This is a genomic window from Thiohalophilus sp. (assembly GCF_031581315.1).
GTDB lineage: Bacteria > Pseudomonadota > Gammaproteobacteria > UBA6429 > Thiohalophilaceae > Thiohalophilus.
Genome location: NZ_JAVLAZ010000067.1, coordinates 6,647 through 13,799 on the forward strand (window position 1 = coordinate 6,647; position 7,153 = coordinate 13,799).

The window sequence follows — 7,153 nt, forward strand, 5'->3', positions numbered from 1 at the left end:
CCGTACAATGCGGATTGATTTGATTTTTGTTCGGCCTGCGCATGAAACCGATTAGTCAGTTCTTTCGCCTGTTTTACATCAGCTTTGTGCTGATGCGTCACGGGCTGGACGGGCTGGTGCTCAATACACCGCTGTTTCGCCCCTTCCGGATTCTCAAGATCTTCATGCCCTGGTTGTGGTGGCAGCGCAAGCAGCCGCGCGGTGAGCGTGTGCGTCTGGCCCTCGAAGATCTCGGTCCGATTTTTATCAAGTTCGGGCAGATCCTCTCGACCCGCCGTGATCTGCTGCCCGATGATATCGCCGATGAACTGACCCGGCTTCAGGATCAGGTCCCGCCGTTTTCCGATCAACTGGCGCGCAGCATCATCGAACGCGATCTGGGCCAGCCAATCGATGCCATCTTTGCCGAGTTCGGCGCGACACCCTTTGCCTCTGCCTCTATCGCCCAGGTCCACGGCGCCACGCTGCATGATGGCCAGAAAGTCGTGGTCAAGGTATTGCGCCCGGACATCCTGCCCGTCATCCGGCGTGATATTGGCCTCATGTATCTGTTCGCCGGCGCGTTCGAACGTTACTGGGCGCTCGGTCGTCAATTGCATGCCGTGGATGTGGTCAGCGAGTTCGAAAAAACCATTCTCGATGAACTGGACCTGACCCGCGAAGCGGCCAACGCCTCGCAATTGCGGCGCAATTTTATCGACTCGCCACTGCTGTATGTACCGGAGGTCTACTGGGACTATTGCCGGCGAGAGGTGATGGTCATGGAACGCATTGACGGGGTTCCGATTGGCAATATCGACCGGCTACGTCAGGCCAATATCGACCTCAAGGCGCTGGCCGAGCACGGCGTGGAAATTTTCTTTACCCAGGTCTTCCGCGACAGCTTCTTCCATGCCGACATGCACCCCGGCAACATCTTCGTCTCCAACGAAGGACAATACCTGGCGGTGGACTTTGGCATTATGGGCACCCTCAATCCCAGCGATCAGCGCTATCTGGCCGAAAACTTCCACGCCTTTTTCAACCGCGATTATCGCCGGGTCGCCCAGCTGCACATCGATTCGGGCTGGATCGATCGCGATACCCGCATTGATGAGTTTGAAGCGGCCATTCGCACCGTCTGCGAGCCGATTTTCAACAAACCCCTGAGCCAGATCTCGTTCGGCCACCTGCTGCTGCGCCTGTTCCAGACCGCACGGCGCTTCAATATGGAAGTACAGCCACAACTCGTACTGTTACAAAAAACCCTGCTGAATGTCGAAGGCCTCGGTCGCCAGCTCTACCCGGAACTGGATCTGTGGAAAACCGCCAAACCGTTCCTGGAACGCTGGATCCGCGAACAGATTGGTCCCAAAGCCTTTATCAAACACCTGCGCATCAACTTCCCAATGTGGGCCGAGCGCATGCCACAACTGCCCAATATGGCTTACGACGTGTTGCAACAGGCCAAGGAAGGCAACCTGCAGGTGGAATTGCATGACAAACAAATGCGCCAGCTGCGCAGTGAAATGCGCCGTGCCAACCGCCGCACCTGGGGTGCCATCGTCGGCGGCAGCCTGCTGCTCTCCGCCACCATCCTCGCCGCGCTCGACGGCTACGCCAAACCCATGCTCGGCAACCTGCCGGTCTATTCCTGGGTCATGGGCGCCGTGGGCATCATCATCCTGCTGGCAGCCTGGCCGGATTATCGGGACGATTAGTTGCCGGCGTTTCCAATTCCCATACTCTGGATATAACGCCAGGGTATACAACTCGTAACAGAAGCACGTAATCTTTTATACATCACTGCTCAAAGAAGAGAAGCAAAGGGCCGCGCTATTCAAGTTATATCTTTGTATTTCCCCCGAGCGCAAGAACGACCATGAGATACAGCCACAAAAAAACGCAGTCTGGTCCGTCAACCCGGACCACGCAGGATATAAGATGCGACAGAACATCAAGCCCGGTGGCCGACCAGTGCTGAGTAACGAGCATACCTGGCAAGTTCTGACGGGTATAGCGCTGCTACTTTTTGCCCTGTATGTCGCATTACCCTACGGAACATTTACCAGCAGTATCTATGTCGCGGCCAGTGTATTTGCCGCTGTCGCTGTTGCGTTCGCCGTGCGACGACGCCCACTGTTTTTTCCTTACGCCTGGTTGCTTCTGGCTGGCGGGCTTGCGCTATGCGCGATAGGACATGCAATCTGGTACTGGCTCGATCTTTATGGCCTTGAACCCTTTCCATCGCTGGCCGACATTTTTTATCTGGTGGCCTATCCGCTGTTTGCGGCATCGCTGTGGCTGCTCGGAAGCCAGAGCATTCGCGACGATGGCGCACTGAGCGATGCGCTGATCGTCGGGATATCGGCCGCCGTGCTCAGCTGGGCATTGCTGATTGCGCCCTATGTGTATGATCCGGATCTCACTTTGCTGCAGCTGTTCATTTCCGCTGCCTATCCTGTCGCCGATCTGATCCTGCTACCCCTGATCCTGCGCCTGGTCTTCCTTCACCGTACTCAGATAACCGCTCATCGCCTGTTGCTTGTCGGCTGGTTTGCCTACTTTACCGCCGATCTCCTTTACGCTCATGGCAACTCGGTTGGCTGGTACGCACCTGGCGGCTTAACGGATGGCCTGTGGCTGATCGCCTACGCGTTATTCATAGCGGCGGCCTGGCATCCCTCCGCCACGGTTGAACCAGATCCGAGCGCCTCCCGCGCTGAATTATCCCGCCGGCGCCTTCTGGTACTTGGCGCCGCCTCGGTACTCGTGCCAATGGTGATTTTGATCACCTCCGGAACACAGTTCGAAATTGTCCGGGTTGCCGCTATCGCATCGATTCTGCTATTCCTTCTGGTGATGCACCGTATGGCCGGTTTGCTACGTGAGACTCACCGGCAAGCCGAGGTGCTCGAAGATCTGTCACATATCGATCCACTCACCGGTGCCGTCAATCGCCGGCAACTGGATTATGAGTTAAAACGTGAGATAGCCCGTGCCACCCGCAGCCATACTAATCTGAGTCTTGCCTTCGCCGATCTGGACCACTTCAAGCAATTCAATGACACCTACGGGCACCAGGCCGGTGATACCCTGTTGAAGCAACTCGTAACGGGCTGGCGCGAGGTGCTACGCTCTACCGATGTCGTGGCCCGAATCGGTGGCGAGGAATTCCTCATCCTTTTCCCGGATGCAGATTCTGAACAAGCGCATATTGTACTGGAGCGCATGCGTCATGTTGTGCCCCGTGACCAGACATTCTCTGCCGGACTTGCGACACTCCAATCGAACGAGAGTGCCGATGACTTTATTGCCCGGGCCGACAACGCCATGTACGCGGCGAAACATCATGGGCGTAACCGTATCGTTGTGGCTGACAATTGAGATACAACACGCTCAAGCGATTGTCAGCACACGAATACCCGATCAGTTCGGCTTCAATAATTTGCTCAATTTGACGAGGTCAGGTCTTGCTTTTTGACTTTTAGTGAGCAAAGTTCAAACCTGACTCCATGAGGTTTTGGACAAACTGCTATATAAAACTATAAATGAAACAATCACCAAACTCAGTAGCCTTAATGAGCCGGTGCCAATGCCATTGCTGCTACCTGATGAAACAGAAATTGAATCAGCAGAAAACGAACTGGGCGTCAACTTCCATCCGGACTACAGAAAATACCTGGAAGAGGCCAGTAACGTTATATATGGCGTGCTGGAGCAGGCAACGATCCCGACTAATTCAGACAATACCTACATTGTGCTTCTAGCAAAAGCGGCCTGGGAGATGAGCATCCCGGGACATTTAATTCCAATTGCTGAAGATAATGGCGACTACTACTGTATGGATGAATCGGGCCAGGTATTATTCTGGTCGCATGACGGTTCAAGCGATGAAAAGTGGCCCGATCTGGCCAACTGGATTGAACAGGTATGGACAGGCAGAAATTGAATCTTACTATAAGAAGGATACGCTTTCTCCGCGGATGACAGGCATAAGTTCCGGCAGGGTCTTTACCAAAACCTCTAACTTATCAGGCAAGAAGTAACATGACCTGTAGATATAAAGTCACCTTCAAGCTTATGTCCCGGATAACGAAATTTCCTATTAAGTGTATTCACTAACGGGGAAATGAAAGAAATTGTTATAGCCTGCCAGAAGCATTATGTTTCCAGGTCAGGCCATATTTTATCCGTAAGCGTTGAGAGTCTCGACGGTGATCAACCCGAAAATACGGATCTTGTTGACAGAATGGAGTGGTAAAACACACAAAGCTTCCAACAAAAACCGACAACAGCGAATACGAAACCCGCTGTAACTTTGCAGGTTTACCGCCACACGCTTGCATGCATCCCAATGCCCGGGGCCGCCGATTCATGTTGCCTCGCCGAACTCCCTACAGATACTCCCTGCAGCCCGACAGGCGGCGTCCTTATACGGCAGGATTTGCAAAACCGACTATCTGCGCTTATTCGCGCAACAGCTCGGCCACGCCGATCCCCAGTGCCAGAGCGACCCGATCCAGATCGTCCAGGGTGATTGTGCCGATTCCCTGCTCCATGGCGGTTAGCGTGGTCAGCGGCAGATTGGCCTGCTCGGCGAGTTGCTGCGCGCTCCACTGGCGCGCGTGGCGATAATGGCTGATATTTCGGGCCAGGATGGTTCGGATCTGGCCTTCCATCAAGCCGGAGGGAGAGGGCGGTGGCGCTGGCGGGTAGTTCGGGCTGATTTCCTCGCGCAGGATCATCAGATCCGGGTGCGCCTGAATGCCCAGCTTCACCTCGTTTTCGATGATCCGGTTGACCCGTACCTGGATTGGCCCGTTTTCGAAGACAGTGCCCAGTGGCGCCGTCAGGTCTACCTCCGGCGCGGGCTGTATGGTGATCGATTGCCCGGGTTTTCGAAACAGTAACAGCATCGCATGGCCTCCTTTCCATTTCCTGATGTCCTTCAAGTCACAATCAGTATAGAATGCTATCTATCGTCTGTCTACTGATAGTAGGTCGATGAATTATATGCATTTACTTAGACTTGCTCCATGTCCCTATCCGCCAGAGAATTACTTGCCCGGCGCGTGCGCGAACTGCGCCGCGAAAAAGGCTGGTCCCAGGAGGATCTGGCCGTGGCCAGTAATTTGCACCGGACTTACATCGGCACGGTCGAGCGGGCCGAGCAAAGCATTACCGTGGACAGTATCGAAAAACTGGCCACGGCGCTGGAGGTCCCGGTCGCGAAGCTGTTTGAACTGTAGCCGCGGACAAGCGACTTACTTTCTGGCCCAGAACTGCTCCGCCAGAACCTGCAGATCACCAGCAACTGCATTGACTTCCTTGCTTGACGCCTCGCTCTGGTTGAAGGTGGCCACATTCTGCTCGGCGACATCGCGGATTCGGGTGATACTCTGGTTAACCTCTTCGGCCACCGTGGTCTGTTCCGTGACCGCCGATGATATCTGTGCGCTCATATCGGTGATGGAATCAACAGATTCCATAATCGCCTGCAGCGATTTGCTGGCCTCCTGAGCCTGGGCCACGGTACTGTCTGCCTGTTCCCGACTCTTGCCCATAACGTCAACCGCATGTTTGGAGGCGCTTTGCAGCTTTTCGATTGTCTCCTGAATCACACTGGTTGATTCCTGGGTTCGCGAAGCCAGGCTTCTCACCTCATCCGCAACCACGGCAAACCCACGTCCCTGTTCCCCGGCGCGGGCCGCTTCAATCGCGGCATTCAGTGCCAGCAGATTGGTCTGCTCGGCGATACCCTGAATCACATCCACGACACTGCTGATTTCTTTACTATCCTGTTCCAGCTGCGTAATTACTTCAGCAATATTTTGTACCTCTGCGGAAAGGTCGTTGATGAATCGGGTTGTTTCATTCACCACCTGCTGACCTTTTTCTGTTTCGGTATGCGCTTCATTGGCCGCTTCGGCGGTTTGTTTCGATCGCTCCTCTACACTGCGGATCGAGGCGGTCATTTCATTCAGGGCGGTTGCCACCTGATCCGTTTCGGAATACTGCTGCTCGATGGTCTCCTGGCTTGTTCGCATGCTCGACATCAATTCATCCGAGCTGTTTTTGAGCGTGTTGGAGGTGTCCGCTATACGCCCGACGATCCCGCCCGTTGAGGACTCCAGTTTTTTCAGTGCCAGCAGAATCTGTCCGGCCTCATCATTGCGCCCGGTATAGATCCAGCGTGCCAGCGGATTGTCATAGACTTTCTTCGCCGCATTGATCGCCTTGTTCATCGGCCGCATCAAAAACCCGATGACCGCTGTGCTTGCGATGCTGAATCCCAGCCACGCCAGCATGGCGCTGACCATATCGAGACCGGCCGTTAAACTCAGGGCCAGCATCCCCGCCAGCCAGACAAAACTGACAGCGCCGGCAAGCCGTCCCCAGAGCGGAAGTCGTTTACCTTTGACATATCCCGGAACCTTCCCATCCATTAATGGCTTGTAGACTTTTTCCGCTCGCTCAACATGTTCGCGTTTGGGCTTGGTTCTTATGGATTGATATTCGACAATTTGACCCTCTTTGCCGATCGGTGTGACAAAGGCATCGACCCAGTAATGATCCCCATCCTTGCGGCGATTTTTCACCATGCCCATCCATGATTCACCTGATTTGACGTGTTGCCACAGGTCTTCAAACGCGGCTGGCGGCATCTCCGGGTGTCGGACCACATTGTGGTTCTTGCCCATCAGCTCTTCAGGCTCAAAGCCGCTTATCTCCAGAAACTCATGGTTAAAATAGCTGAAGGCACCTTTCAGGTTGGTCGTCGACAGAATATTGGCATCCGCCGGATAGTCGTATTCATTATTGGTAATGGGTAAGTTCTTTTTCACTCTGCTCTCCAGACAATGAAAGCTTGCTGTCTATTTCGCCAGATGACGTCCCCTGTTTCGAAGAGACCTGGCAGGTCGGCTGTCACGAACGGCTCTGCTGGACGGGGATGACCGGCCGAGGGCTGCACAATGACCCGCATGTCTAGAGGTTAATCAAAAAAAACCATATTGTCTAGGACAAAATGAGCTATTATGAACGTTAATCCGACCCTGAGGCAATAACATGGCTGACAATGAGGTTTTCCATCCCATCGGGGTGGTCGAGCGGGATACCGGGATCGGGCGCGATACCCTGCGCATCTGGGAGCGGCGCTACGGGTTTCCCA

6 protein-coding genes are annotated in these 7,153 nt (G+C 54.3%); 4 read left to right on the forward strand and 2 right to left on the reverse strand.

Annotated features, from left to right (window positions below):
- Window positions 1-41 precede the first annotated feature (41 nt).
- From ubiB to RI563_RS09935, 3 genes are all read left to right on the forward strand, one after another.
- Window positions 42-1,700: a ubiquinone biosynthesis regulatory protein kinase UbiB gene (gene ubiB, locus RI563_RS09925; RefSeq protein ID WP_310694221.1), complete on the forward strand. Its 1,659-nt coding sequence runs from the start codon at window positions 42-44 to the stop codon at window positions 1,698-1,700.
- Window positions 1,701-1,923: 223 nt separating this feature from the next.
- Window positions 1,924-3,366: a GGDEF domain-containing protein gene (locus RI563_RS09930; protein ID WP_310694222.1), complete on the forward strand. Its 1,443-nt coding sequence runs from the start codon at window positions 1,924-1,926 to the stop codon at window positions 3,364-3,366.
- A 136-nt stretch (window positions 3,367-3,502) separates the two neighbouring features.
- Window positions 3,503-3,931: an SMI1/KNR4 family protein gene (locus RI563_RS09935; RefSeq protein ID WP_310694223.1), complete on the forward strand. Its 429-nt coding sequence runs from the start codon at window positions 3,503-3,505 to the stop codon at window positions 3,929-3,931.
- A gap of 517 nt (window positions 3,932-4,448) precedes the next feature.
- Here the strand turns inward: RI563_RS09935 and RI563_RS09940 are convergent.
- Complete coding sequence (locus RI563_RS09940; RefSeq protein WP_310694224.1) at window positions 4,449-4,898, reverse strand: carbon storage regulator; 450 nt, start codon at window positions 4,896-4,898, stop codon at window positions 4,449-4,451.
- A gap of 120 nt (window positions 4,899-5,018) precedes the next feature.
- Here RI563_RS09940 and RI563_RS09945 point away from each other — a divergent pair, with 120 nt between their 5' ends.
- Window positions 5,019-5,231, forward strand: a complete 213-nt coding sequence (locus RI563_RS09945) for a helix-turn-helix transcriptional regulator (RefSeq protein WP_310694225.1) — start codon at window positions 5,019-5,021, stop codon at window positions 5,229-5,231.
- 15 nt (window positions 5,232-5,246) lie between these two features.
- On the opposite strand, the gene RI563_RS09950 is transcribed toward RI563_RS09945, so the two are convergent.
- Window positions 5,247-6,827, reverse strand: a complete 1,581-nt coding sequence (locus RI563_RS09950) for a PAS domain-containing methyl-accepting chemotaxis protein (RefSeq protein ID WP_310694226.1) — start codon at window positions 6,825-6,827, stop codon at window positions 5,247-5,249.
- Window positions 6,828-7,153 lie beyond the last annotated feature (326 nt).